This is a genomic window from Streptomyces sp. NTH33 (assembly GCF_003236365.1).
Taxonomy (GTDB): Bacteria; Actinomycetota; Actinomycetes; order Streptomycetales; family Streptomycetaceae; genus Streptomyces.
In genome coordinates this window covers 1-25,442 of record NZ_POTZ01000052.1, presented here as the reverse complement: position 1 = coordinate 25,442, position 25,442 = coordinate 1, and the positions used below count along the sequence as shown (strand labels likewise).

Below are 25,442 nucleotides of genomic sequence, written 5' to 3'. Positions count from 1 at the left end.
CCCCCCTTCCGGACCCAGCCCAAACCGATCCTGAGCATCGCCGGCCCACTGCCCCCGACGGCCCTGCCGGCGATCGGCCACGGCGCGCCCTGGGCGGTCCTCGGTCGAGCATCCGGGCCGCGCGGGTTTACATCCGCCGGTTCGTCGCAGGTGGAGGGATGAACCCGTGTCGCCGATCCGCGCGAAGGAGCTCCGCCATGACGCACCACCTCCGCCGCCAACTCCTCTGGGTCCTGCTGGCCGTCGCCGTGGGCGCGGTGGACGCGTGGAGCATCGCCGGCCGCCTGCGCGAGCCCGCCGCCGTCCTGACCGTGGCGTTCCTGCTCCTGCTCGCCGCGGCGACCCGCGCGGGCCGCTCCCACCGCCGTCTCCTCACCGTCCGTGCCATCCGTACGGCGGGGGTGCCGGAGAACGGCTCCCCCACGGCCCGCGCCTGGCAGGACCTCTACGAAGCCTGCTGCCTGCCCGCCTGGGAGTCCCACGGCACGATCCACGACCCCCGTATATGCACCGGCAGAGCGGCCGCCTGACGCCCGGGGCAGGTGCCCGCGCGGTACTGGAACCCTTTCCGGCGCCGGGGCGTCCCTTGCGGGTGGATGGGGACGCGTAGGCTCTGCGCGCCCGGGAACAAGACAGTGGGACGGATGGGAAGGAAAGGACGACGCCCTGCTCAGGCCGGGCCGGGAAGGCGAGATGGCAACCGAGCCGCGTTGGGACGACACACTGGCTACCGAGGGGATTCCAAGCCGCACGGCCCGCTTCGCGGGTGAGCTGCACCACGTGACGGGTGCGCGCCTCGCGGCGGAGGAGTTCCTCGACGACCTCGCGCGGGCCTCGCTGCCGGCGGCGCCGGAGCACTGGGACGACATCCTGCTGGTCGTCACGGAACTCGCGGCGAACGCGGTGCAGTACGCGCCGGGCCCCTTCGAACTGCGGATGCGCCGGACCTTCGACGGGGTGCACGTCACGCTGAGCGACACCAGCATCACGCCGCCGGCCCCGCGCCCGTTCCATCCCAGCCGGGGCGGCGGCGGTATCGGCTGGCACCTGGTGCACACCCTGTGCGACCAGGTCAGCGTGGTCGTGCACGACCGCGGCAAGGACGTGCACGTCTTCCTGCCCTGGTGACGGCGGGACGACGTCCCGCCCGCCGTCAGGCCGTGCTCGGCTCGCGGGGCGGAAGCCGGTGGTAGTAGTCCCCCACGCGCGTCAGATAGTCCTGGTCCCTCGTCTCGCTGTCGGTCCTGAAACGCGGCGCCGCCTTGATCTCACCCCTGGAGCAGGCCACCGATATGCGCCGCTCCTCCAGGTCGATGCCGGTCACCACGCCCACCGGCACCAGCACGCTCCGGCCGAACACCCACACCCCGGTGTCCACCACCAGATGCCGCATCCCGAAGGGGTCGGCCTCCCTGTCCACATGGCCGATCGTGCCGTCGGCGGCGACGACGGTGAAGCCGGTCAGGTCCAGCCCCTCGGCAGGACCGACCCGCGGCGGATACGACCAGATGATGTCGATGGTCACAGTGCTCCTTCCACTCCGTCGGCTCTCACAGCAGCAACTACCCTGCCGGGACAGTCGCATTCGGCGCGGCGGCGGCTTCCGCCGGGGGAGAGCGGGGCCATGGGCGCAGGTTTTGTCCGGTGCCGCCCGAGTGGGTTACCCTGCCACGAATTTTGTCATCGCGCAGATCCGTGACATGCGGAAACACCGGTACGACGTGCGGGTCCGCCACGGACCGACGAGGCTGACGGGTCCTCACCGCCGAGGACTCCCTGGGGAGCGGGGACGAGGGTACGCATGACCAGCGACAGGACCGAGGCCGTCGACACCGTTCCGGGCGACCAGGAGCTGAGGCAGCTCCTGGCGGGCCTGACGGCCGTACGGGACGGCGACTTCGGCACGCGTCTGCCCGAGGACGCCGACGGACTCATGGGCGACATCGCGACCGTGTTCAACGGCATGGTCGACCAGCTGTCCGTGTTCACCTCGGAGGTCACCCGGGTGGCCCGGGAGGTCGGCACCGAGGGGACGCTCGGCGGGCAGGCGGAGGTGCCCGGCGTGTCCGGGACCTGGGCCGACCTGACCGACTCGGTCAACGCCATGGCGGGCAACCTGACCACCCAGGTCCGTGACATCGCCCAGGTGGCGACGGCGGTGGCCAAGGGCGACCTCTCCCAGAAGATCGACGTGCCGGCGCGCGGCGAGATCCTGCAGCTGAAGGAGACCGTCAACACGATGGTCGACCAGCTCTCGGCCTTCGCCGACGAGGTCACCCGCGTCGCCCGCGAGGTCGGCACCGAAGGACGCCTCGGCGGCCAGGCGAAGGTGCCCGGTGTCGCCGGCGTGTGGCGGGACCTCACCGACTCGGTGAACTTCATGGCGGGCAACCTGACCAACCAGGTCCGCAACGTCGCCCAGGTGACGACCGCGGTCGCCAAGGGCGACCTCTCCCAGAAGATCACCGTCGACGCGCGCGGCGAGATCCTGGAGCTGAAGAACACCATCAACACGATGGTCGACCAGCTCTCCGCCTTCGCCGACGAGGTCACCCGCGTCGCCCGCGAGGTCGGCACCGAAGGACGCCTCGGCGGCCAGGCCGACGTCAAGGGCGTCAAGGGCACCTGGCGGGACCTCACCGACTCGGTGAACTCGATGGCCGGCAACCTCACCGGCCAGGTCCGCAACGTCGCCCAGGTGGCGACGGCGGTCGCCGAGGGCGACCTCTCCCAGAAGATCACCGTCGACGCGCGCGGCGAGATCCTGGAGCTGAAGAACACCATGAACACGATGGTCGACCAGCTCTCCGCCTTCGCCGACGAGGTCACCCGCGTCGCCCGCGAGGTCGGCACCGAAGGACGCCTCGGCGGCCAGGCCGACGTCAAGGGCGTCTCGGGCACCTGGAAGGACCTCACCGACAACGTCAACGTGATGGCGTCGAACCTGACCGGTCAGGTCCGCTCCATCGCGCAGGTCGCCACCGCCGTGGCCCGGGGCGACCTGTCCCGCAAGATCACGGTCGAGGCCGAGGGCGAGGTCGCCGCTCTCGCCGACGTGATCAACACGATGGTCGACACGCTGTCCGCGTTCGCCGACGAGGTCACCCGCGTCGCCCGCGAGGTCGGCACCGAAGGACGCCTCGGCGGCCAGGCCGACGTCAAGGGCGTCTCGGGCACCTGGAAGGACCTCACCGACAACGTCAACTCGATGGCGAACAACCTCACCGGCCAGGTGCGCAACATCGCGCTGGTGACGACCGCGGTGGCCCGGGGCGACCTGTCGAAGAAGATCGACGTGGACGCCCGCGGGGAGATCCTGGAGCTGAAGACGACCATCAACACGATGGTCGACCAGCTCTCCGCCTTCGCCGACGAGGTCACCCGCGTCGCCCGCGAGGTCGGCACCGAAGGACGCCTCGGCGGCCAGGCCGAGGTGGAGGGCGTCTCGGGCACCTGGAAGCGGCTGACGAAGAACGTCAACGAGCTGGCCGGCAACCTCACCCGCCAGGTGCGGGCGATCGCCGAGGTGGCCAGCGCCGTGGCCGAGGGCGACCTGACCCGGTCGATCACCGTCGAGGCCTCCGGCGAGGTCGCCGAGCTCAAGGACAACATCAACTCCATGGTGGGGTCCCTGCGTGAGACCACCCGGGCCAACCAGGAGCAGGACTGGCTCAAGACCAACCTGGCGCGGATCACCGGCCTGATGCAGGGCCACCGCGACCTGCCCGTCGTGGCGGAGCTGATCATGGAGGAGCTCACTCCCCTGGTGTCGGCCCAGTACGGCGCCTTCTACCTCGCCGAGGAGGGCGAGCGCGGAGCGGAGCTGCGGCTCGTCGGTTCCTACGGCCGCCCCGACGACGACACCCGCCCCACCCGTTTCTCCATCGGCCGCTCCCTGGTCGGCCAGGCCGCGCGCAGCCGCCGTACCATCACGGTCGACGAGCTGCCCCAGGGCTACGTCACCATCTCCTCCGGCCTCGGCGAGGCCGTGCCGGCCGCGCTGGTCCTGCTGCCGATCCTGTTCGAGGACCAGGTCCTCGGTGTGATCGAGCTGGCGGCGGTCACCCCGTTCAAGCCGGTCCACCGGGATTTCCTGGAGCAGTTGCGGGAGGCCATCGGGGTCAACGTCAACACGATCCTGGCCAACGCCCGGACCGACGAGCTGCTGGACGAGTCGCAGCGGCTGACGGCCGAACTCCAGGCCCGCTCCGCCGAGTTGCAGGCCCAGCAGGAGGAACTGCAGCACTCCAACGCCGAACTGGAGGAGAAGGCCTCGCTGCTGGCGGCGCAGAACCGCGACATCGAGGCGAAGAACCTGCAGATCGAACAGGCCCGGCAGGAGCTCGAGACCCGCGCCCAGCAGTTGTCGCTGGCCTCGAAGTACAAGTCGGAGTTCCTGGCGAACATGAGCCACGAGCTGCGCACCCCGCTGAACAGCCTGCTCATCCTCGCCCAGCTGCTCGCCCAGAACCCCTCGCGCAACCTCACTCCCAAGCAGGTGGAGTACGCGGGCATCATCCACTCCGCGGGCAGCGATCTGCTGCAGCTGATCAACGACATCCTCGACCTGTCGAAGGTCGAGGCCGGCAAGATGGACATCACTCCCGAGCGGGTGTCGCTGCGCCGGCTCATCGAGTACGTCGAGGCCACCTTCCGGCCGATGACGACCCAGAAGGGCCTGGAGTTCGAGGTGAGCACCGCGGCGGGCGCGCCCGTCGACCTGCTCACCGACGAGTCCCGGCTGCGTCAGATCCTGCGCAACCTGCTGTCCAACGCGGTGAAGTTCACCGAGCAGGGCGGCGTCGAGCTGTGCATCGAACCCGCGGCGGACGACGAGGTGCCCCAGGGGGTCCTCCGGGGCGGCGCCGTCGTGGCGTTCCGGGTCAGGGACACCGGCATCGGCATCCCGGAGCAGCACCTGGAGTCGATCTTCGGCGCCTTCCAGCAGGCGGACGGCACCACCAGCCGCAAGTACGGCGGAACCGGCCTCGGTCTCTCCATCACGCGGGAGATCGCCCATCTGCTCGGCGGCGGTGTCGCCGTGGACAGCGCGCCCGGCCGGGGCAGCACCTTCACGCTCTTCCTGCCCGTGGCCCGGCCCGACTTCGAGCAGCTGCTCGGCACCGGCCACTCCCCGCAGAGGGAGCCGGCCGAGCTCGTCTCCGCGGCCACGGCCGCCCCGGCCGCCGTGTCGCAGCCCGCGGGCCCGGCGGCCGGGCAGCGGCGGCGCCGGCTGCTGGTCGTGGAGGAGCGGGCGCGCGGTCTGCTGACCCTGGTCGCCGAGAGCGTGGTCGCGGACCTGGCCCGGCACAGCCCGGACGACGGCGGCCGGCTGCCCGCGGTGGACGTCATCACCGCCGTGGGGGCGCAGGAGGCGGCGGGTGCGCTGGCCGCCGAACCGTGCCACTGCGTGGTCCTCGACCTGGACATGCCCGAGGGCGAGGCGTCCCGGTTCCTGCGGGCGCTCCAGGGCGACTCGGGGCTGACCGGCGTACCGGTGCTCGTGCACAGCGGTCACCGCCCGGACGTGGCCCGGGCGGAGGCGCTGCGCTCGCACACGGACGACGGCTCCCTGGAGTTCCTGTCCAGCCTGGACGAGCTGCGCGAACGCATCGCCCTGCACCTGTCGGCGGAGGAGCCCGGGGACGTGCTGTCCCTGGTCCGGTCCGAGGACCCGCAGGACCTCGCGCCGCCCGTCGACAACACCTTCCGGGGCCGTACCGTCCTCGTCGTCGACGACGACGCGCGCAATCTGTTCGCGCTCAGCGGGATGCTGGAGATGTACGGCTTCCGGGTGCTGCACGCGGAGAACGGACGCAAGGGCATCGAGACGCTGCTCGCCCATCCCGACATCGCGCTGGTGCTGATGGACGTGATGATGCCGGAGATGGACGGGTACACGGCCACGGCGGAGATCCGCAAGCTGCCGCGGTACGCGGAGCTGCCCATCATCGCCGTCACCGCCAAGGCGATGCCGGGAGACCGGGAGAAGTCCCTGTCCTCGGGTGCGAGCGACTACGTCACCAAGCCCGTCGACACCCATGACCTGATCGCCTGCGTCCGGCGCTGGCTGAGCGTGTGAGCGCGCGTCGTCGTCCAGCCGAGGAGCTTTCGCATCGTGAGCACGACCGAGCAGCCACACGAGCCGGCCGCCGCCGGGCCGCGCCCGGAGCCGCTGGACCTGGCGGGCGTCTCCCCGACCTCTCCCGTCGGCAGACTGGCCGCGACGGTGGAGCGGCTGCGCCACGAGGTCCGCACGGCGCAGGCGGAGGCCGAGGGCCGGGCCCTGATCGAGCTGGCCAAGGGCATCCTGGTCGAGCGCCTGGGCTGCGGTCCGGCGCAGGCCGCCCGGCAGCTGGCGGAGCTGACCGAGCAGGCCGGGGTGACGCCGCTGGAGTTCGCGGTGGAGGTCATCAACCAGGCCGCCCGCGACCGGGTGGCCGAGGTCACCGACGCCTTCCTGGCCGCCGCGACGGGAGCCTTCGAGCGCGACTCGGCCGTACGGCTGCGCGCCGCGGAGAGCGGAGCGCTGGCCGCGGACGACACCCAGGCCGTCGCCGACTCCCTGCTGCAGCACGCGCTGCACCCGCTCGGCGCGGTGGCGGTGGCGGTCTGGGCGGCGGACGCCGACGGCTCGCTCACCCTGGCCGGCAGCGCCGGTTTCTCCCCGGCCGAGGCCGCCCGCTGGCGGTACGTGCCGCCGGAGGTGGCCACGGTGGGCCGCCGGGGGCTCACCGAGCGCACGGGCCAGTGGTTCGCCTCGCTCGCCGAGACCGGTCTGCCCACCATCGGCCGGCACCTGCACCCGGACGGCGGCCGGGTGGCGGTGCCCGCCGGCACCGGGGGCCGTATCCACGGCGTGCTGGAGATCGCCTGGCCGGGGCCGCTCGCCCCGCAGCCGCCGCAGGTCGTGCGCCAGGTGGAGGCCCTGGCCGAGCTGTGCGCGCACACCCTGGAGACGTACACGCCGCGCCAGGACCCGGGCCAGGAGCCGCGGGTGCTGCCGGACGCGGCCGAACTGATGGACCTGGCCGACGGGCTGCACGACCCGGCGCTGGTGCTGGTGCCGTACATCGACGGCTCGGGACAGCTGGTGGACTTCCGCATCCAGCACGTCAACAGCCGCTTCCTCGACCCGGCCGGCCGGCCGCGCGCGGTGGTCAGCGGGGCGACGCTCCTCGAGGCCTACCCGATGTCCGCCGGGAAGAGCGAGCTGTTCCAGCGGGTGGAGCGGGTGTACGCCACCGGTGAGCCGTTCCGGGCGCGCCGCATGCAGCTGACCGCGCTGGTGGACCAGGTGCCGCTGTCGGCGGTCGCGGACATCAGCATCAGCCGGCACGGCAACAGCGTGCTGCTGATCTGGCGCATCGAGGACGAGACGGCCCGGCTGGCCAGCCTGCTCCAGCACGCGCAGCGGCTGGGCCGGATCGGCGGGTTCGAGGAGAACCTGCTGACGGGTGAGATCACCTGGAACGACGAGCTGTTCCACCTCTACGGCCGCGCCCCGACGAGCAGCCCGGTGCCGCTGGAGGACCTGCAGGCGCACGCGCACCCGGACGACGCCGTGGCCATCGGCCGGTTCCTGCGCACCCTGCTGCACCACCGCCGGCCGGCCTCGGCCGCCTTCCGGCTGCAGCGGCCCGACGGGGTGACCCGGCACATCCGGGTGGTCGCCGAGCCGGTGCTGGACGCCGACGGCCGCCTGTTCGTCGTCCGCGGGGCCTACCAGGACATCTCCGCCCAGCACTGGACGGAGGTGGCGCTCGCCGCCACCCGGGACCAGCTGGCCCACACCGAACAGCAGGCGACCGAACGCAACCGGCTGACCCTGCAGCTGCAGCACGCCATCATGCCGCCGGCCCAGGCGCCGCTGCGGGTGCCGGGCCTGGAGGTCGCCGTGCGCTACCGGCCGGCGGAGACCGAGCAGCTGGTGGGCGGCGACTGGTACGACGCCGTGGTGCTGCCCTCCGGGCTGGTGCTGCTGTGCGTGGGCGACGTGGCCGGCCACGGCATCGAGGCCGCGACCAGCATGGTGGTGCTGCGCAACGCGCTGCGGGGGCTCGCCGTGACCGGTGCCGGGCCGGGCCAGCTGCTGTCGTGGCTGAACATCGTGGCGCACCACCTGACCGGTGCCGTCACCGCGACCGCGGTCTGCGCGCTGTACGACCCCGGGCGGCGCACGCTGCGCTGGGCGCGGGCGGGTCATCTGCCACCGGTGGTGGTCCGCGGCCGGGAGGCGGCGGCGCTTCCGCTGGTCAAGGGCCTGCTGCTGGGCGCCGTACCGGAGGCCGTCTACGAGGAGGCCGAGGTGCAGTGCGCGCCGGAGGACACGCTGCTGATGTACACCGACGGCCTGATCGAGCGCCGGGACCGCTCCGTGGAGGAGTCGCTGACCCACCTGCTCACCACGGCCAGCAGCGCGCCCAGGGCCCTCGACCAGCAACTGGACCGCCTGCTGACCTACAGCAGGTCGGACACGGACGACGACACCTGCATCGTGGGCATCCGGGTCGGGTAGGCCGGACCGGACCGCCGGGCGGATGCCGGGTGTGTGTCGCGCGGGCCGGGGCACTTGGACGCGACGCACGCACACACGCCCGCCGATCACGGGCGTACCCACGGAGGTGCACCATGGCCGACGACCGCCCACAGGACCCGACGACCCGGCATCCGCGGCCGGAGTTCCCGCAGCAGGACCAGGAGCACCCGGGCTGGACCGGGCCGATGGACCCGCCGCCGGACCACGGGGAGGAGTCGTACCGGGGCAGCGGTCTGCTCACCGACCGCAAGACCCTGCTGACCGGCGGCGACTCGGGCATCGGCCGGGCCGTGGCGATCGCCTTCGCCCGCGAGGGCGCCGACGTGGTGTTCACCCATCTGCCGGAGGAGGAGAAGGAGGCCCGGGAGACCGCCCGGCTGGTCGAGGAGGCCGGACGCACGGCGGTGCCGGTCGCCTGCGACATCCGTGAGGAGCGGCAGTGCCGGGAGCTGGTGGACCGTACGGTCGCGGAGTTCGGCCGCATCGACGTGCTGGTCAACAACGCGGCGTACCAGATGTCCCAGCCGGACGGCATCGGCGCCATCTCCACCGAGCAGTTCGACCGGGTGGTGCGCACCAACCTGTACGGCATGTTCTGGCTGTGCAGGATGTCGCTGCCGCACATGGGCGCCGGGGCCTCGATCATCAACACCACGTCCGTGCAGGCGTACAAACCGAGTCCGCACCTGCTGGACTACGCCATGACCAAGGGCGGGATCGTCACGTTCACCCAGGGGCTGGCGCAGATGGTGGCGTCGGACGGGATCCGCGTCAACGCCGTCGCTCCGGGGCCGGTGTGGACGCCGCTGATCCCCGCGACGCTGCCGGACACCAGGGAGTTCGGCAAGCAGGCGCCGCTCGGGCGGCCCGCCCAGCCGGCCGAGATGGCGCCGGCGTACGTCTTCCTCGCCTCGCAGCGGGCGAGCTTCATCACGGCCGAGGTGCTCAACGCCACCGGGGGTACGCCGCTGCCCTAGGGTCCTTCGTCACCTTCCCGCCCGCGGCGCGACCCCGAGCGGGCATGAGCCTTCGGTTCGGGGGTAGGCGCGGGGCGCAGTACGGTCACCACCGGCGGCGGTTGTGAGAATTCGATCACAAAACCGGTGTGCATCGAAGTCGCCGACGGGGGTAACCAGCACTCGCCGTCGGCTCTTGTTGGAGGTCCTTGTGCCCATTGCCCAGAACCCGCTGTCCGTCGAGGTCACCCTGCCCAGGGAGGACGCAGCCCTCCTCACGGTCGAGGGCTATCTGGACGTCGACACCGCGACGGAGCTGCAGGCCCATCTGGCCAACCAGCTCCACCACGGCCGGCGGCACTTCCTGCTCGAGCTCTCCGGCGTGCCCTTCATGGACTCCTCCGGCATGAACATCATCCTGCGCGTGTACCAGGAGGCCCGCGACCTGCCGGGCAGCGTGCACATCATCGCCCCCACCCCGGCCGTGCGCCGGATCCTCGACCTCACGGGCGTCAGCATCACGGTCCCGGTCTCCAAGACCGTCGACGACGCGCTCGCCCTGGTGGACCAGCAGCCGGAGGGGCCGGAGGAGAACGAGGAGCGGCAGGGCTGAGCGGGCCGGGCAGGAGCCGGGCCGCCGGGCGGCCCTCTTCCGCCGCCGCGGGCCGGGTCACCGGGACCGACGACATCGTGAACACATTCGTGACCGCTGGGCGTCACCCGGTGGCCGTGCCCTGGCGGCCGCCGCCGGCCAGGGCGCACACGCCTGCCCGGCCGCCGTGCGAGCACGGGTCCGGAGCCCGCGGACGCGGTGTCGTCCGAGGTGGGCCCGCGACTACAGTGGTCGCCCGGCAAGGGGCATGCCGCCGTGCCCCGGCCTGCGGCCGGCCGGCGGCGGGGAACGTGATTGAGGAGTTGAACAGGGTGCCGGAGCAGGAAGCGGTAGGGCAGCAGGGTTCGCCGGCTCGGGAGGTCGGGGACTTCCTGCACCACCGCCGGGAGCAGATCGCCCAGCGCTGGGCCGACGAGACCCTCTTCCGGACCGTGTTCACCGTCTCCCGGGACGAGGCGGTGGAAGCGGGCCGGGTCGTCGTCGACGCCCTGGCCCAGGTGGCCGCCTTGGGCCGGGCGGCGGACCCGGAGGCCGGCGGGTTCCTGGTGGTGCGCGAGCAGTTGTCCAGGATGGGGGCCGCACGCACCCGTACGGGCCTGACCCCCTCGCAGGTGTCCATCGACGTGGACGCCCTGCGTCCGCCGGTGCTCGACCTGCTGCTCGCCGACCTCCCGGACGCCCCGGCGGAGCTGCTGCGGGAGTGCATGAGTCTCCTGACGGTGCTGATGGGCACCCTGCGGCTGGTGGTCATGGAGACCGCGCTCAACGAGGGCCAGGCCCTCATCGACCGGCAGCGGATGCAGCTGCTGGAGGTCGCCACGCCCGTGATCAAGCTGTGGGACGGCGTCGTGGCCGTACCGCTGATCGGGACGCTGGACAGCGCCCGCAGCCAGGTCGTGATGGAGACCCTGCTGGAGGCGGTCGTCGAGCAGCGGGCACGCTTCGCGATCCTGGACATCACCGGAGTGCCGACGGTCGACTCGCTGGTGGCCCAGCACCTGATGAAGACGGTCGCCGCCGCCCGGCTGATGGGCGCGGAGTGCGTGGTCTCCGGCATCCGTCCGGCCATCGCGCAGACCATCGTCCACCTGGGCCTGGACCTGGGCACGGTGGTCACCCGCGCGTCCCTCGCCGACGCCCTGGCCTACGCCCTGCGCAAGCTGGGCGTAGGCATCGTCGCACCGCCGGCCGACGGAACGGGTGAGCGGTGACCGACGGCTTCTCCCGGCCCGCCGCGGGACATGTGCCGGTGCTCCGGCTCGGCGACGTACTCCTGGTCACTCTCCAGGGAGACCTGCACGACCACATGGCCGAACAGCTCCTGCAGGACATCGGCGAGGCCATCACCGGCAACCGGGCCACCGGTGTGGTGATCAACATCTCCGGTGTGGAGATCGTCGACTCCTTCCTCGGCCGGGTGCTGGCCGAGATCGCGGCCAAGGCGCGGCTGCTCGCCGCGCAGACCGTGGTGGCCGGGATGCGGCCCGCGGTGGCGATCACCCTGGTGGAGCTGGGGCTGACACTGCCCGGGCTGCGTACGGCGCTGACCACCGAGGACGCCCTGCGGCTGCTCGGCGCGACGGACCCGGTGCTCCGCCCCGGCGGCACACGCCCGGGGAGCCCATGATGGACATCGCGGCGGGCGTTCAGGCCTGCTTGCCGATCCGCTCCGACATGGACCTGGTATGGGTGCGCCAGCACGTGCGCCAGGCGGCCGCCCAGCTCGGCTTCGGCCTGGTGGACCAGACGAAGCTGGTCACCGCGGCCAGTGAACTGGCCCGCAACACCCTGGTGCACGGCGGGGGCGGGCGGATGGAGGCGGCGCACGTGGTCAGCGGACGGGTGCACGGGCTGCGGCTGACCTTCAGCGACGAGGGGCCGGGCATCGCGGACCTGGAGCGGGCGCTGAGCGACGGCTACACCTCCGGCGACGGGCTGGGCATGGGTCTGGGCGGCGCCCGGCGCCTGGTGCACGACTTCGCCCTCGACAGCGCCCCCGGCGCCGGCACCACCGTCACCGTGACGTCCTGGGCCTCGCGGCCCCCGCACCCGCGGGAGGCGACCTGATGCCGCGCGTGTGGGACGTACCGGTGCACGACTCGACCCGGGTGCGCGACGCCCGGGTCGCCGCGGAGGGCGCGGCCGCGCTGGCCGGCCTGGACGGGCCGCGTACCGCCGCCGCCGCCCTGGTGGCGACCGAGCTCGCCACCAACCTGCTCAAGCACGCGGAGGGCGGCCAGGTCCTCATCGACGTCGTCCCGCCGCCCGCGCCGCGCGAAGGCGGGGAGCAGACGCCGGTGGTGCAGGTGGCGGCGGTCGACCACGGGCCGGGCATCGCCGATGTCGCCGCCGCGCTGCGCGACGGCTTCTCCACGACCCGGTCGCTCGGTGCCGGCCTCGGCACCTGCCGGCGGGTCGCCGACGACTTCCACCTGCACAGCGCGCCCGGCCGGGGCACGGTGGCGCTGGCCCGGATCGGCGCCGCCGGCCGGCGTGCCGGGGCCGTGGCCCGGGAGCCGGCGGCCCCCGCGCGGGCGGGCGGGATCAACATCCCCTTCGGGGGCGCGGACCACTCGGGCGACGCCTGGACGTGGGTGCGGGCCGGGAGCCGGCTCACCCTGATGCTGGCCGACGGTCTGGGGCACGGCCCCCAGGCCGCCCACGCCTCCTCCGCGGCGGTCGAGACACTGCGCGGCGCCGCCCACCTCGCCCCGGCGGAGCTGCTTTGCCGGCTCGACGATGCGCTGCGCGGCACCCGGGGCGCGGCCGTCGCCCTGGCCCAGCTCGACCTGGGCACCGGACGGCTGTACTTCTGCGGCGTCGGCAACGTCGGGGCGCGGCTGCGCGAGGGCGGCACCTGGCGTCACCTGTTGTCCCGGCCGGGTATCGTCGGCGCGCACCGGCCCGCGAGGCTGCCCGAGACGCGGGCGGACTGGACCGCCGACAGCCTGCTGATCCTGCACAGCGACGGCCTGCCGAGCCGCTGGACCCCGCCGTCCGAGCCGGACGCGCACGCCGCCGACCCGGCGGTGACGGCCGCCGTGACCGTCCGGGACGCCAGCAGCTCCGCCCGCCCGGTACGGGACGACACCGCCGTGGCCGTACTGACCACCGCCCCGGCAGGGCGCCCATGATGCGTACGTGGCAGATCAGCACCGTCACCGACGCGGCGCGGGCCCGTATCGCCGTCGCACGCCTGGCCACCGCCTGCGGCGTGCTCGCGCTCGACCGTGCCCGGCTGGCCGCGGACCTCAGCGCCCGGCTGCGCCAGTGCCTGACCAAGGGCGGCACCTGGCGGCTCGTCCTCCAGGGCCCGGCGCCCGGCGACGGCGAGGGGCTCCTGCATCTGACGCTGACCCCCGACCGGGAGGCGAGCGCCGCCGGGGAACCGCCCTGGCGAACCTCCGTCGCCTGCCCCGAGACCGGACAGGTGCCGGACGGCGGGCTGCCGGACGCCGACGTACCGGACGACCCGGCCGTCCTGGCCGAGGCGCTGCTGGGCGCCGACGAGGACACCACGCTGACCCTGGAGAAGCTCGCCGAGCAGGAGGAGCTGGTCGCCTTCCACCGGGAGGAACTGCACCAGACCAACCAGGGCGTCCTGGCACTGCACGCCGAACTGGACGCGGCCGGGCGGGCGCAGCGCGAGGCGTTCGCCGCCGAGCGCAAGGCGCGCACCGAGGCGGAGGACGCCCGGCGCAGACTGACGTTCCTCGCGGACGCCAGCGCCGCGCTGAACGCCTCGCTCAACCACGAGGAGATCGTGCGCCGGCTGCCGGACCTGCTGGTCCCCCGGTACGCCGAGAGCCTCGACGTATGGCTGTTCGACCAGGAGGACGACCGGCACGGGTCCGTGCCGCATCCGGCGGCCGCCGTGCTCGCGGCCCGCACCGGGCGCCCGCAGTACGCGGCCGGCCACCCCGGCCATCTGCCGGGCGTCGACGACCAGCCGCCGTCCGCGCTGAACCCGAAGCGGCCGCTGCTGTGCATCCCGCTGCTCTCCCGGCGGGCGCCGCTGGGGGTGTTGACGCTGTCGCCGTCCGGGGAGCGCTGGGACCCGGACGACGCCGTGATGCTGATCGAGCTGACCCGCCGGGCCGGCATCGCCCTCGACAACGCGCGCCGCTTCGAGCACAACCGCGACATCGCCGAGACGCTGCAGCGCGCGCTGCTCACCGACCTGCCCGCCACCCCGGGCCTGGCCCTGGCGGCGCGCTATCTGCCGGCCACGCACGGGCTGAACATCGGCGGGGACTGGTACGACGCCTTCCGGCAGCCCGACGGCAGCCTGATCACCGTCATCGGCGACGTCACCGGGCACGGGCTGCACGCGGCCGTGATGATGAGCCAGCTGCGCACCGCGCTGCGCGCCTACGCGGTCGACGGCGGCAGCCCCGGCCAGCTGCTGACCCGGCTGCACATGTTCCTGCACCATCTGCAGCCCGACCTGTACGCCACCGCGGTCATCGCCCGCTTCCGCCCCGGCGACCCCACGCTCACCTGGGCCTCGGCGGGGCATCCGCCGCCCGTGCTGCGCCTGCCGGACGGCCGGGTGCGGATCCTGGACGCCAAACCCGGCGCCATGCTCGGCATCCCGCTGCACCAGGAGATCGGCGACCACACCGTCCGCCTGGCCCCCGGCTCGACGCTGGCGCTCTACACCGACGGCCTGGTGGAGCGGCGGGCATGGGGCATAGACCCGGGCATCCAGCGGCTCGCGGCGGCGCTCGGCTCGTTCGGCCCCGAAGAGCTGGACACCGACCTGGAGGGTTCGGCCGACCGCATCCTGGATCCCCTGCTGAGCGACTCCGAACGCGACGACGACGTGTGCCTGCTGCTGTCGCACGTCGCCGGTACGGCCGGACCACCCGCCGCACTGCCCCTGTCCGGGGCCGCCTCCCGCCGGCGCCCCTGATCCGCCGGGAGAGGACCGGGACACCCGTGAGCGCGATACCGCGCCCGATCTTGGGAACCCGTGGAGGACGACCGTGCCGGAGGGCGACCGGCGGCACGGTGGGACCGAAGGTGCGAAAGCGGCGACCCAGGGCAGTCGCATCACGTCAGACGTGACCGCCCGAGGGCCGCAGAAGGGATGAACACCGTGACACGACCCAGGATCCTGGTGGTCGGCGCAGGCTTCGCCGGCGTGGAGTGCGTCCGCCGTCTGGAGCGCAGGCTCTCCCCCGGCGAGGCCGAGATCACCCTGGTGACGCCGTTCTCCTACCAGCTCTATCTGCCGCTGCTGCCCCAGGTCGCCTCAGGGGTGCTGACGCCCCAGTCGGTCGCCCTCTCCCTGCGCCGCAGCACGAAGTACCGCACCCGGATCATTCCGGGCGGGGCCATCGGCGTGGACCTGAGGTCCAAGGTCTGCGTCATCCGCACCATCACCGACCGCGTCGTCGACGAGCCGTACGACTACATCGTGCTGGCCCCCGGCAGCGTCACCCGGACCTTCGACATCCCGGGCCTGACGGACCACGCCTTCGGCATGAAGACGCTCGCCGAGGCCGCCTACATCCGCGACCACGTCATCTCCCAGCTGGACCTGGCCGACGCCAGCGACGATCCGGCGGAGCGCGTCTCGCGGCTGCAGTTCGTGGTGGTCGGCGGCGGGTACGCCGGCACCGAGACCGCCGCCTGCCTGCAGCGCCTGACGCACGCCGCCGTCCAGCGCTACCCCAGGCTGGACCCGTCGCTGATCAAGTGGCACCTGATCGACATCGCGCCCAGGCTGATGCCGGAGCTGGGCGAGAAGCTGGGCCGCAGCGCCCAGGAGGACCTGCGCCGCCGGGGCATCGAGATCTCCCTGGGGGTGTCCATCGCCAAGGCCGGCCCGGAGGAGGTCACCTTCACCGACGGCCGGGTGATCCCCACCCGCACGCTGATCTGGACCGCGGGCGTGGTGGCGAGCCCGCTGATCGCCACGCTCGGCGCGGACACGGTCAAGGGGCGCCTCGCGGTGACCGCCGAGATGTGCCTGCCCGGCTACGACGGGGTGTTCGCGCTCGGCGACTCCGCGGCCGTCCCGGACCTGGCCAAGGGCGACGGAGCCGTCTGCCCGCCGACCGCGCAGCACGCCACGCGGCAGGGCAAGCGGGTCGCCGAGAACCTCATCGCGACCCTGCGCAACCAGCCCATGCGGCCGTACGAGCACAAGGACCTGGGCCTGGTCGTCGACCTCGGCGGCAAGGACGCGGTCGCCAGGCCGCTGGGCCTGGAGCTGCACGGACTGCCCGCCCAGGCGGTGACCCGCGGCTATCACCTGGGGGCGCTGCGCACCAACGTCGCCAAGACCAGGGTCGCGACGAGCTGGCTGCTCAACGCGGTCGCCGGGGACGACTTCGTCCGCACCGGATTCCAGGCCCGCAGGCCCGCCAAGCTGAAGGACTTCGAATACACGGACACATACATGACACCCGACCAGGTGCGGGAGTACGTCGCGCGGGAGCACTCCGGGCAGCTGTGACACCGCGCGGGACCCGTCCCGCCGGGGACGGCCGGGCCGTGCCGGAGCGGTCCGGCCGCGGCGTGCCATGCTGGGCGAGCGGATCATGACGCGGAACGGGAGTGTACGGCGGCGTGGGAGCAGCACAGGTGCCGGTCTGGGTGCGGCTGCGGGATCGTGCCGCGGCGTTCGATCCCGGCCTGCTGAGGCTGGCGGCGGGGTCGCGGACGGCGGGCGCGCTGGCGCTGACGCTGGCCGTGCTCGGCGTGCTCGGCGTGCCCGTGACACATCTGGTGGCCGGGGCGCTGTCGTCGATGGTGGCCACCTTCGCCATCCGCGAGAAGCAGCGCCGGCGGCAGGCCGTCACACTCGCCCTCGGCTTCCCGGTGGCGCTGGTCTCCCTGTCACTGGGCGCACTGCTCAGCCCGTACGTCGTGGCCGGGGACGTCTTCTTCGTCGCCCTGATCTTCTGCGCCGTCTACAGCCGCCGGTTCGGCGACCGGGGCAACGCGCTGGGGCTGATCGGCTTCCAGGTCTACTTCATGTCGTTGTTCGTCGGCGCCAAGGTGCCGGCGCTGCCCGGGCTGTACGGCGTCGTCGCGGTCGCGTTCGCCTGCAGCGCGCTGGTCCGTTTCGTGATCGTGTACGAGACTCCGGCGGGCGTCCTGCAGCGGCTGCGCGAGGCGTTCCGGGTGCGTCTGGCCCAGTTGGTGGACGCCCATCTGGAGCTGCTGGACGCCGGCCCGGACGAGGTGGAGAAGGTCCTGGAGGCGGTGCGCGAGGGCACGGCCCGGCTGCACGACACGGCCATGATGATCCAGTCCCGGCTTCAGGAGGGCACCTCCGACGAGGCCGTGGCCCGGCTGGTGCAGCGGCGGATCGCGGACGCCGAACTCGCCGCCGAGCGGCTGGGGCTGCTCGTGCTGAACGCCCGCAGCGCCGAACGGACGGACACTCTCACCCTCCACCTGCCCGGCGCGCCCGTCCCCTCGAGCGGCCGGCTGCCGGTGCGGGGCGACGCGACCAAGACGCTGCGCCGCGACCTGCGGGCGCTGGCGATGCTCGTGCTGCGGCCCGTCGGGGAGGGCGGCGGGACCGCCGTGTCCCATGTGCGCAACCGGCTCCTGGGCTACCGCGACGAGGAGAACCTGCCGCCCGCCTCGCCGGCCGTGCAGGACGTCTTCCGCGGCATCGGCGAGGCCGCCCGCGCGGTGCTGGGCCTGAGGATCGCCCTGGACGAGCCGCAGGACGAGTCCGACGACGCGCCCGCGACGGTCCGCTCCCGTGAAGAGCTGGACGCCGAGAACGCCGCCATCGCGGGTGCCGAGGAGGCCGAACGGGAGGAGCAGGCCCCGACCGGGCTGGAGCGGCCCACCACGCGCGCGGCCGTGCAGGTCTCGGTGGGTTCGGCGCTGGCCATCGTCGGCGGCGAGTTCCTCTCCAGCCAGCGCTGGTACTGGGCGGTGCTGACCTGCTGGATCGTCTTCATCAACACCTCCTCCACGGGCGAGATCCTGGTCAAGGGCTACCGCCGGCTGGTGGGCACCGTGCTCGGCGTGGTGGCCGGCATCGTGCTGGCGGGGCTGGTCGGGCCGTACACGTGGTCGGCGCTGGGCCTGGTGCTGGTGTTCGTCTTCCTGATGTTCTACACGGCTCCGCTGTCGTACACGCTGATGTCCTTCTTCGTCACCGCGGCGCTGGGGCTGCTGTACACCCTGCTGCACACGTACAGCGCGGCGGCGCTGGTGCTGCGCGTGCAGGAGACGGCGCTCGGGGCGGCCTGCGGGATCGTCGCGGCGGCGCTGGTGCTGCCGGTGCACACCGACCGCCGTACGGACGAACTGCTCGTCACGGTGCTGGAGCGGCTGGCCGACGCCGCCGACGCCGCCGTCGGACAGCTCAGCGGCGGGCCGGCGGTCGATCTGCTCGACCGGGCGCGCGACCTGGACAAGGCGCTCGGCGATCTGCGGGGGGCCACCCAGCCGCTGACGCATCCGATCACGCCGATGCGGGCGCGGCGCAGTACCGTCCAGTACGTCGTGGCGCTCCTGGAGACCTGTGCCTACCACGCCAGGTCGCTGGCGGCGACCGCCGAGCTGCTGCCCGCCCACCCGTCGATCGCCGCGGACCCCCGGCTGCGCCGGGCCTGCGCCCGGATCACCCGCAACATCGCGACGATCAGCGCCCACCTGGCCGACGAGCACGCCACCACCGAGGTCGAACGGGGCCCGAGCATCGCCTCCCTGCTGGACTCGGGGGGAACCCCCGGCACCCCCCGGTACGGCCGCGTCACCGACCGGGTGCTGCGGCATCTGCAACGCCTGGACGAGGCGGTGGTGGGCCTGGCCCGCCCCCTGGACGTTCCGGTGTCGAAACCCACGCGGTGACCCGCACCGGGCCGCGTACCGGGCCGGTGCGGGTCGGTGCGTTCTGACGGGACGTGTTCCGACGGGGCGGGCCGTGGGGTGGTGCGGGTGATACGGGTGGTGCGGTCAGAAGTCGGTGGGCATGTCGCTGGCCTCGGCGATTCCCCGCAGTTCCTCGGTCTCCTGGTGGCGGTCGCGGATGTAGTCGGCGATCTCGGTCAGGCGTGCCGGGTCGGCGGCGGTCGCCGCGTCGGTGACCACCCGGACCGGGCCGGTCTCCTCGATGTCGAGGACGACCAGCTCGTTGTCCAGTCGGCCGGTGACCGCGGTGGCGATGACCAGGGCGGCCTCGTCGCGTATCTCCTGGGGCAGGCCCTGCGCGTGGGCGCCCTCCAGCGGGAGGTCCGCGGAGGGCACGCCCTGTTCCTCGATCGCCCGCAGAACGGGGTCGACGACGCCCAGCAACAGCTCGTAGTCCTCCTCGGGCATCCGGACGCGGAGCAGGTCGAGGTACACCTCCACGGCCCTGCCGTCGGGCGAAAGCTCGTCATCGTTCATCTGCTCCGTGTTCCCCGCACGGGCGGGCTCAGACCCGGCGCCAGCGGGCCAGGGCGAAGGAGAACAGGCCGAAGAGCACGAAACCGGCCGCGACCAGTGCCAGCAGCCAGGGTCCGAACGGGGCGTCGGCGAAGGAACGCAGGGTGTCGTCCAGCCCCTTGGTCTGCTCGGGCCGGTGCTCGACGGCGGCCCGCACCACGAAGACCCCCGCCGCGGCGAACACCAGGGCCCGGGCGACGCCCCCGCCGACTCCGGCCACGTCCACCAGGCGCCGTATCCTCGGCGACATCGCGCCCGGCTTGAGTTCCTCGTGGTAGCGGCGCCGCAGCGCCTGCGCGCCGATCCACCCACCCGCCACGACGATCCCGATCCCCACCACGCCGACCAGCCACCGGCCGGCGGGCACGTCCATGGCCCGGGCCGTCAGGTCACGGGACTGCGCGTCGCTGGACCGGCTGCCGCCGCCGGAGCCCGCCGCGAAGCACAGAACGGACCAGGCCACGCAGACGTAGAAGGCGCAGCGGACCAGTGAGGCCAGCCGTTTGCGGGGCTTGCGGCCGTCCGGGCCCGTGGCGCCCCACACCGCCTGGGACAGCTGCCACACCGCCATGCCGGACAGCCCGATGCCCAGCGCCCACAGCAGCACGGCGCCGAACGGTTCGGCCCCGAGCGCGGCGAGGGCGCCGCTGCGGTCCGCCTGCTGCGTGCCGTCGCCGAAGGCGATCCGCAGTGCCAGCACGCCCACCAGCAGGTAGATCATCCCCTGCGCGACCAGCCCCGCCCGCGCGGCCCCCTCGGTCACCGAGCCCTGCGCGGCCCGCCGGATCCGTGTCCGCCCGGGGCGGGCCAAGGCACTCGTGTCCATTTCCACCTCCGGCCATCCGGATGCCCCGGGTGCCCGCCCTCCATACACGAGCTGCCCGTACGCGCGTCAGGCGCGCGTACGGGCAGCTCGTGCCGGTGGGTGTCCCTCCGGGCGTCCGTCAGGCCGCCAGCGGGGTGGTCCCGGAGGACGTGAGCATGCGGTGGGCCGTCTGCAGGGCGAGGTTCACGTCGCGGGTTCCGGTCGACACGCACAGCGTGTACGCCAGGTCCTGCGCCCGCGTACTCTCGGCCGGCGCCGTCTCGTAGTCGGCGAGGAGCTTACGCAGGAACTCGGGGTGCGGCTTCAGCACTCGGTATCACCCTCCTGGGTCGTCGATCGTCGGTCGTCGGTCGTCAGCGGTCAGATGGCCGCCGGTCGCGGCCCGCCTCCGCGGCGGCCGGCCCGCTCGGCCAGCACCTCGTTGCGTACGCGGGCGCAGCTGCGGCTGATGAGCCGGGAGACGTGCATCTGGGAGATGCCGAGCCGGTCCGCGATGCGGCTTTGTGTCATGTCCTCAAAGAAGCGCATGTAGAGAATGGCGCGTTCGCGTTCGGGAAGCCTGCGCAGTCCTTCCTTGGCGGACTCCCGGTCGACCACGACGTCGAACGAGGAGTCCGAGGCACCGAGGGTGTCCACGAGGCTGTACCCGTCGCCGGTGGACATCTCGGCGTCCAGGGAGAGGGTGCTGAAGCTGTCGAGGGCCTCCATGCCGGTGTTGACCTCCTCCTCGGTCAGCCCGGTGTGCGCGGCGATCGCGGCGACCGAGGGCTCGGGGCTGCCGGGGTTCTGGGTGAGCTCACGGCGTGCCACGCGCACCTTGTTGCGCAGTTCCTGCACCCGGCGCGGCACCCGGAGCGCCCACATCCGGTCCCGGAAGTGGCGCTTGACCTCGCCGGTGATGGTCGGCACGGCGTAACTCTCGAAGGCCCCGCGGTCCGGGTCGAACCGGTCGATGGCCTTGACCAGGCCCAGTGCCGCCACCTGCCGCAGGTCCTCGACCGACTCGCCGCGGTCGCGGAAGCGGCCGGCGATGCGGTGGGCCATGGGCAGCCACGCGGTCACGAGTTCGTCGCGGACGGCCTCCCGGTCCGGCCCGTCCTCCAAAGCGGCCAGGCGCCTGAAGAGGGCGGCGGTGTCGGGGGCGTCGTCGTGCGGCCGCCGGGCGGGTGCGGCCTGGTCCTCGGGGGTGTCGGCACGGCTTGTCGACCTGTCGATGAGCATGCGGAATCGCTCCTGAACATGAGGGTTCCAGGGACTTACCGCGGAAGGTGTGATGCTGTCCGGCCACCCGGAGGGCCTACCGGAGCAGCAGTGTCGCTCCCGCTGACGCGCCTCCGGTCCGAAGCACGAGGTTTCGTCTGCCCGACGGCGGAAGGGACAAACTCCGCTTCCCGTAATTCTTTGCACCGGGCAAGCACCGTGGGGCCGCCCGCGGTGGGCGGCCGGGGAGGGGCGGCTCAGGGCAGCGGCACCACGGCGCTGATGCACTTGCCGCCGGAGGGCAGGTCGCAGACCTGGACCTCGCGGGCCAGCCGGCACACGATCGGCCAGCCCCGCCCGCCGACCCGGCGCCGTCCCTCGCGGTCCACCGGCGGCCGGACCACCGGCAGCCGGTCGCTGCGGTCGCTCACGCAGACCCGCACACCGCGCCCGACGAGGTCGACGTGGAATCCGGTCACGCCGCCGCCGTGCAGGATCGCGTTGCTCGTGAGCTCCGAGGCGACGAGCCGGGCGTCGGAGACGGCGTGCGCGTCACACGGGGTGCGGCGCGCGCGACAGCATGCGTCGATCGCGCGTTCGACCGCCCGGCGGGCGTCGGCGGGCCGGCACGGCCGGGACTGCCCGGGGCCGTCCGCGGCGCACGGCACCTCGACGACGGGGGTGGTCCGGTGTTTTTCACACATTCTCCTCGCTCCCTGGATACCGAAGAAGGAAGCCGGACCGGGCGGGAGACCCGCGCCGGTACGGCGTCGCAGGTCCTCCCCGTCCGACTGGCCTCCGCGGGCCCCGCCAAACCTCCCGGATCTCCGCCGCACCTCCCGGCTCTCCGCATCGGCGGCGCACGGGGCGGTCATCACAGTGCGCCGAGCGGGTAGGGGGAGAACATGACCGAAGTCGTGGACTCAGACGAGCTGTTGCGGCGCATCCAGCGCGCCAGGGCCTGTGCGGTGGAGGAGGAGCACCGATGGCGGGACCGCCGCGCCACTCTCGGGGCGACCGATCCGGACGCCGCGCGCGAGGCGGCCGTGCGGGCCGTGACGTACGAGACCGTGCTGCGGGTACTGGACGAGATCCTCACCCCGGGCAGGCGTGCCGAACAGGACTGATCCGGCCTTTGCCGGGGAGTGAGTCCGATCACGTGGGCGGGCCCCGGCTGCGTGAACCGGGCCGAGGTGGTTTACGGTTCATCCATACGCGGCGACGGGGTCGACCCGAGGTGTCCCCCGGTACGCCGCCGCATACGGCCCTGGCTGGTTTCCCCCGTCCAGCCAGGGCTTTTTCATGCCCCTTCGCTCCCCCGTGTTTTCTGTCCGCTTTTCTGTACGCCAGGCGCTGATTCATCCCGTTTCATCCGGGTACTGGCGCATCTCGTGATACGCACTGTGCTCTTCGGCCCAGGAGTGCTCGCCGTGGAAGCGGCCCGCCGGGTGTCGGAGGGCGACCTGGCGGCGGCGCGGGCGCAGATGGGTTTCTCGCTCGCCTGGCACATCATCGTGGCCTGCCTCGGCGTCGGGCTGCCGGCGCTGACGCTGCTGGCCGAGTGGTACGGCATCCGCACCGGCGATCCGGCGCACCGGCTGCTGGCCCGCCGCTGGGCACGTGCGATGGGCGTGCTGTTCGCGGTGGGCGCCGTCTCCGGGACCATCCTCAGCTTCGAGATGGGGCTGCTGTGGCCGGGGCTGATGGGCAGGTTCGGCCAGGTGATCGGGCTGCCGTTCGCCCTGGAGGGCATCGCCTTCTTCCTCGAGGCGATCTTCCTCGGCATCTACCTGTACGCCTGGGACCGGCTGCCGCCCCGCCGCCATCTGCTCACCGGTATCCCCATCGTGATCGCGGGCACCGTGTCGGCGTTCTTCGTGGTGTGCGCCAACGCCTGGATGAACCAGCCGCGCGGCTTCACCCTGCGCGACGGCAGGGTCGTCCACGTCGACCCGTGGGCGGCGATGCTCAATCCGGCCAGTCCCCCGCAGACCGTGCACATGATCCTCGCGGCCTTCATGGTGGCCTCGTTCCTGACCGCCGCCGTGTACGCGGTGGCCCTGCTGCGCGGGCGCCGCGACGCCTACCACCGGGCGGGGTTCCTCCTCCCGTTCACGCTGGGCGCGATCGTGGCGCCGTTCCAGATCGTCGTGGGCGACTGGGCGGCGCGCTTCCTGTCCGGCTACCAGCCGGCCAAGCTCGCCGCGGCCGAGGGCGTGTACCGGACCGGCTCGCACGTCCCGCTGACTCTCGGCGGGGTGTCGGGCGACCACGGACTGAAGTACGGCCTGGAGATCCCCAACGGCCTGTCCCTGCTGGTCGGCTACTCCCCCGGCACCGTCGTGAAGGGCCTGGACCTCGTGCCGCCCGCTCTGCGGCCGCCGGTCACCGGGGTGCACTGGGCCTTCGACCTGATGGTCGCCGCCGGCTTCTTCCTGCTGCTGATGGGCGTATGGCTGCTCTGGCAGTGGTGGCACCGCCGCCGCACCGGCGGCGAACTGTCCACGCCCCGCCTGTTCCTGGCACTGGCCGCGCTCACCGGCCCGGCCGCGGTGGTGGCGCTGGAGTGCGGCTGGAGCGTGACCGAACTGGGCCGACAGCCGTGGATCGTGTACGGCGTGATGAGCGTACGGGACGCCGTCAACCCCGCTCCGGGACTGATGACGGGGCTGTGGCTGGTGCTGGCGGTGTACGCCGCCATGACCGTGGCGACCGTGTACGTCCTGCGCCGCCTGGCCCGGGGCACTCCGGTGCCGCAGGCTCCCCAGGAGGGGGACGTCGCACGGTACCCCGTCGTGTGAGGCCTCCGCTCCCCGCCCTACCGCCCCTTGGAGGTGCCCGTGCTCGCGAACGCGGCGCTCGCCGTGATGTGGGTGGGCCTGACCTGTTACGCCCTCTTCGGCGGGGCCGACTTCGGCGCCGGGGTGTGGGACCTGCTGGCCGGCGGGGCCGAGCGCGGGCGGGAGCGGCGCCGGCTGATCGAGCACAGCATCGGGCCGGTGTGGGAGGCCAACCACGTGTGGCTGATCTTCGTGGTCGTGATGCTGTGGTCGGCGTTCTCGCCGGTGTTCGCCGCGGTGATGTCCACGCTGTACATCCCGCTGACCCTGGCGGCCCTCGGCATCATCGCGCGGGGCGCCGCCTTCGCCTTCCGCAAGGCCAGCACCGAGCTGTGGCAGCAGCGGCTGTTCGGGGCGTGCTTCGCGCTGTCGTCGCTGCTCACGCCGTTCTTCCTCGGCACGGTCGCGGGCGGGGTCGCCTCCGGGCGCGTCCCGCCCGGGCTCGCCCGGGGCGATGTGGTCACCGGCTGGCTCAACCCGACCTCGCTGCTGGGCGGGGTGCTGGCGGTGGTGACCTGCGCGCACCTGGCCGCGGTGTACCTGTGCGCCGACGCGGACCGGGAGGGGCGGCCCGAGCTGGCCTCGGCCTTCGCCCGCGACGCCGTGATCAGCGGGGTGGCGGCCGGTGTCGTGGCGCTGGCGGGCATCGGGGTGCTGCACGCGGACGCCCCGCAGCTGTTCCACGGGCTGACCCACCGGGCGCTGCCCCTGGTGCTCCTCAGCGCGGTGGCGGGCCTGGCCGGCCTCGCCCTGCTGGCCCGCCGCCGCTTCGTGACGGCCCGCGGGGCCGCCGCCGTGGCGGTCGCCGCGATCCTGTGGGCGTGGGGCGCGGCCCAGTACCCGGCCATGCTGGTCGGCAACACCACGGTGGCCCAGGCCGCGGCGCACGGCTCCGTACTGACGGCGGTCCTCGCCTCGCTGGGCGTCGGCGCGGTGCTGCTGGTGCCCTCGCTGTGGCTGCTGTACGCCACCTTCCAGCGCGGGGCACCGAAACATCCCTCGCCGCAGTGAGAGGAAGGAGAGAAGGAGAGAAGGGGAGGGAGGGGAGGAGGGAGAGAGA

Annotated in this window: 22 protein-coding genes; 16 read left to right on the top strand and 6 right to left on the bottom strand. The window is 73.1% G+C overall.

The features are described from left to right. Positions 1-197 precede the first annotated feature (197 nt). Together C1I97_RS08025 and C1I97_RS08020 are read left to right on the top strand one after the other, a co-directional pair. Complete coding sequence (locus C1I97_RS08025; RefSeq protein WP_111002528.1) at positions 198-530, top strand: hypothetical protein; 333 nt, start codon at positions 198-200, stop codon at positions 528-530. 163 nt (positions 531-693) lie between these two features. Further along, positions 694-1,128 carry an ATP-binding protein gene (locus C1I97_RS08020; RefSeq protein ID WP_111002527.1) on the top strand — a complete coding sequence of 145 codons (435 nt, stop codon included), beginning with the start codon at positions 694-696 and terminating at the stop codon, positions 1,126-1,128. Positions 1,129-1,153: 25 nt separating this feature from the next. On the opposite strand, the gene C1I97_RS08015 is transcribed toward C1I97_RS08020, so the two are convergent. Next, a complete protein-coding gene (locus C1I97_RS08015) occupies positions 1,154-1,525 on the bottom strand; it encodes a PRC-barrel domain containing protein (protein ID WP_111002526.1) in 372 nt (123 codons plus the stop codon). 276 nt (positions 1,526-1,801) lie between these two features. On the opposite strand from C1I97_RS08015, the gene C1I97_RS08010 reads away from it, so the two are divergent. From C1I97_RS08010 to C1I97_RS07960, 11 genes are all read left to right on the top strand, one after another. Then, on the top strand, positions 1,802-6,082 hold the full coding sequence (locus C1I97_RS08010) for a HAMP domain-containing protein (RefSeq protein WP_111002525.1): 4,281 nt from the start codon (positions 1,802-1,804) through the stop codon (positions 6,080-6,082). Between the two features lie 36 nt (positions 6,083-6,118). Continuing rightward, positions 6,119-8,518 (top strand): SpoIIE family protein phosphatase, encoded by a 2,400-nt coding sequence (locus C1I97_RS08005; RefSeq protein ID WP_111002524.1) that lies wholly within the window; start codon positions 6,119-6,121, stop codon positions 8,516-8,518. A 113-nt stretch (positions 8,519-8,631) separates the two neighbouring features. Further along, positions 8,632-9,516 carry an SDR family oxidoreductase gene (locus C1I97_RS08000; RefSeq protein WP_111002523.1) on the top strand — a complete coding sequence of 295 codons (885 nt, stop codon included), beginning with the start codon at positions 8,632-8,634 and terminating at the stop codon, positions 9,514-9,516. A 190-nt stretch (positions 9,517-9,706) separates the two neighbouring features. Then, complete coding sequence (locus C1I97_RS07995; RefSeq protein WP_111002522.1) at positions 9,707-10,108, top strand: STAS domain-containing protein; 402 nt, start codon at positions 9,707-9,709, stop codon at positions 10,106-10,108. 311 nt (positions 10,109-10,419) lie between these two features. Beyond that, on the top strand, positions 10,420-11,319 hold the full coding sequence (locus C1I97_RS07990; protein ID WP_111002521.1) for an STAS domain-containing protein: 900 nt from the start codon (positions 10,420-10,422) through the stop codon (positions 11,317-11,319). After that, a complete protein-coding gene (locus C1I97_RS07985) occupies positions 11,316-11,735 on the top strand; it encodes an STAS domain-containing protein (RefSeq protein WP_111002520.1) in 420 nt (139 codons plus the stop codon). The genes C1I97_RS07990 and C1I97_RS07985 overlap by 4 nt, the downstream gene beginning before the upstream one ends. After that, the gene (locus tag C1I97_RS07980; protein ID WP_111002519.1) at positions 11,735-12,175 is read left to right on the top strand and encodes an anti-sigma regulatory factor; all 441 of its coding nucleotides are present in this window, start codon (positions 11,735-11,737) and stop codon (positions 12,173-12,175) included. Before C1I97_RS07985 ends, C1I97_RS07980 begins: the two co-directional genes overlap by 1 nt. After that, positions 12,175-13,242, top strand: a complete 1,068-nt coding sequence (locus C1I97_RS07975; RefSeq protein ID WP_111002518.1) for an ATP-binding SpoIIE family protein phosphatase — start codon at positions 12,175-12,177, stop codon at positions 13,240-13,242. Before C1I97_RS07980 ends, C1I97_RS07975 begins: the two co-directional genes overlap by 1 nt. Then, positions 13,239-15,023: a PP2C family protein-serine/threonine phosphatase gene (locus C1I97_RS07970; protein WP_111002517.1), complete on the top strand. Its 1,785-nt coding sequence runs from the start codon at positions 13,239-13,241 to the stop codon at positions 15,021-15,023. Before C1I97_RS07975 ends, C1I97_RS07970 begins: the two co-directional genes overlap by 4 nt. Before the next feature lie 177 nt (positions 15,024-15,200). Continuing rightward, positions 15,201-16,574, top strand: coding sequence for an NAD(P)/FAD-dependent oxidoreductase (locus tag C1I97_RS07965; RefSeq protein WP_111002516.1), 1,374 nt, complete (start codon positions 15,201-15,203; stop codon positions 16,572-16,574). Positions 16,575-16,675: 101 nt separating this feature from the next. Then, positions 16,676-18,940: an FUSC family protein gene (locus tag C1I97_RS07960; protein WP_111002515.1), complete on the top strand. Its 2,265-nt coding sequence runs from the start codon at positions 16,676-16,678 to the stop codon at positions 18,938-18,940. A 105-nt stretch (positions 18,941-19,045) separates the two neighbouring features. On the opposite strand, the gene C1I97_RS07955 is transcribed toward C1I97_RS07960, so the two are convergent. The 5 genes from C1I97_RS07955 to C1I97_RS07935 form a co-directional block, all read right to left on the bottom strand. Next, positions 19,046-19,477: a hypothetical protein gene (locus C1I97_RS07955; protein ID WP_111002514.1), complete on the bottom strand. Its 432-nt coding sequence runs from the start codon at positions 19,475-19,477 to the stop codon at positions 19,046-19,048. Positions 19,478-19,505: 28 nt separating this feature from the next. Further along, the gene (locus tag C1I97_RS07950) at positions 19,506-20,342 is read right to left on the bottom strand and encodes a DUF1206 domain-containing protein (RefSeq protein WP_111002513.1); all 837 of its coding nucleotides are present in this window, start codon (positions 20,340-20,342) and stop codon (positions 19,506-19,508) included. A 118-nt stretch (positions 20,343-20,460) separates the two neighbouring features. Beyond that, a complete protein-coding gene (locus C1I97_RS07945) occupies positions 20,461-20,652 on the bottom strand; it encodes a DUF5133 domain-containing protein (protein WP_111002512.1) in 192 nt (63 codons plus the stop codon). 50 nt (positions 20,653-20,702) lie between these two features. Next, complete coding sequence (locus C1I97_RS07940; RefSeq protein WP_111002511.1) at positions 20,703-21,563, bottom strand: SigB/SigF/SigG family RNA polymerase sigma factor; 861 nt, start codon at positions 21,561-21,563, stop codon at positions 20,703-20,705. Positions 21,564-21,799: 236 nt separating this feature from the next. Beyond that, the gene (locus C1I97_RS07935; protein WP_111002510.1) at positions 21,800-22,246 is read right to left on the bottom strand and encodes an ATP-binding protein; all 447 of its coding nucleotides are present in this window, start codon (positions 22,244-22,246) and stop codon (positions 21,800-21,802) included. Positions 22,247-22,447: 201 nt separating this feature from the next. On the opposite strand from C1I97_RS07935, the gene C1I97_RS07930 reads away from it, so the two are divergent. From C1I97_RS07930 to C1I97_RS07920, 3 genes are all read left to right on the top strand, one after another. Continuing rightward, complete coding sequence (locus C1I97_RS07930) at positions 22,448-22,669, top strand: hypothetical protein (RefSeq protein ID WP_111002509.1); 222 nt, start codon at positions 22,448-22,450, stop codon at positions 22,667-22,669. A 357-nt stretch (positions 22,670-23,026) separates the two neighbouring features. Next, positions 23,027-24,343 (top strand): cytochrome ubiquinol oxidase subunit I, encoded by a 1,317-nt coding sequence (locus C1I97_RS07925; RefSeq protein WP_111002529.1) that lies wholly within the window; start codon positions 23,027-23,029, stop codon positions 24,341-24,343. 39 nt (positions 24,344-24,382) lie between these two features. Further along, positions 24,383-25,393, top strand: a complete 1,011-nt coding sequence (locus C1I97_RS07920; RefSeq protein ID WP_111002508.1) for a cytochrome d ubiquinol oxidase subunit II — start codon at positions 24,383-24,385, stop codon at positions 25,391-25,393. The last annotated feature ends 49 nt before the right edge of the window (positions 25,394-25,442 follow it).

Bases quoted from the DNA above. Each gene is read 5' to 3' on its own strand.
- C1I97_RS08025 (WP_111002528.1), top strand. From the start codon at position 198: ATGACGCACCACCTCCGCCGCCAACTCCTCTGGGTCCTGCTGGCCGTC.
- C1I97_RS08020 (WP_111002527.1), top strand. From the start codon at position 694: ATGGCAACCGAGCCGCGTTGGGACGACACACTGGCTACCGAGGGGATT.
- C1I97_RS08010 (WP_111002525.1), top strand. From the start codon at position 1,802: ATGACCAGCGACAGGACCGAGGCCGTCGACACCGTTCCGGGCGACCAG.
- C1I97_RS08000 (WP_111002523.1), top strand. From the start codon at position 8,632: ATGGCCGACGACCGCCCACAGGACCCGACGACCCGGCATCCGCGGCCG.
- C1I97_RS07980 (WP_111002519.1), top strand. From the start codon at position 11,735: ATGGACATCGCGGCGGGCGTTCAGGCCTGCTTGCCGATCCGCTCCGAC.
- C1I97_RS07975 (WP_111002518.1), top strand. From the start codon at position 12,175: ATGCCGCGCGTGTGGGACGTACCGGTGCACGACTCGACCCGGGTGCGC.
- C1I97_RS07970 (WP_111002517.1), top strand. From the start codon at position 13,239: ATGATGCGTACGTGGCAGATCAGCACCGTCACCGACGCGGCGCGGGCC.
- C1I97_RS07965 (WP_111002516.1), top strand. From the start codon at position 15,201: ATGAACACCGTGACACGACCCAGGATCCTGGTGGTCGGCGCAGGCTTC.
- C1I97_RS07955 (WP_111002514.1), bottom strand. From the start codon at position 19,477: ATGAACGATGACGAGCTTTCGCCCGACGGCAGGGCCGTGGAGGTGTAC.
- C1I97_RS07950 (WP_111002513.1), bottom strand. From the start codon at position 20,342: ATGGACACGAGTGCCTTGGCCCGCCCCGGGCGGACACGGATCCGGCGG.
- C1I97_RS07940 (WP_111002511.1), bottom strand. From the start codon at position 21,563: ATGCTCATCGACAGGTCGACAAGCCGTGCCGACACCCCCGAGGACCAG.
- C1I97_RS07935 (WP_111002510.1), bottom strand. From the start codon at position 22,246: ATGTGTGAAAAACACCGGACCACCCCCGTCGTCGAGGTGCCGTGCGCC.
- C1I97_RS07930 (WP_111002509.1), top strand. From the start codon at position 22,448: ATGACCGAAGTCGTGGACTCAGACGAGCTGTTGCGGCGCATCCAGCGC.
- C1I97_RS07925 (WP_111002529.1), top strand. From the start codon at position 23,027: ATGGGTTTCTCGCTCGCCTGGCACATCATCGTGGCCTGCCTCGGCGTC.